The sequence below is a fragment of the Dellaglioa sp. CoH-57-MRSF-19 genome (assembly GCF_056781975.1).
In genome coordinates this window covers 257-548 of record NZ_JBXAXW010000092.1, presented here as the reverse complement: position 1 = coordinate 548, position 292 = coordinate 257, and the positions used below count along the sequence as shown (strand labels likewise).

General features: G+C 57.5%; 1 protein-coding gene. It reads left to right on the top strand.

All coding sequences use genetic code 11. The features are described from left to right. A partial coding sequence (locus AC1RO3_RS08380; protein WP_481763987.1) for a hypothetical protein occupies positions 1–292 on the top strand: 292 nt, incomplete at both ends.

Sequence of the window (292 nt, the reverse complement as noted above, 5' to 3'; positions counted from 1 at the left end):
GCTAGTGGCTGGTCAAAACGTTACGCTCTCCGAAGCAAACGGACTAATCACGGTCACCGCCGCGATTCCGGCAGGCACTGTATCCACGGTCAACGGCATCAGCCCGAACGGAAGCGGCAACGTGTCATTGACGGCCGCGAACGTGAACGCTGTTCCCGTCGCTGGCAACGTGACTATGACGGGCCCGCTGAACATGGGATCACAGGTGCTCAACGGTATTGCTACGCCAGTCAATCCGAGCGATGCAATTCCGCTTTCGTATATCACGGCTCTTGTCATAGATGGTGGCGTG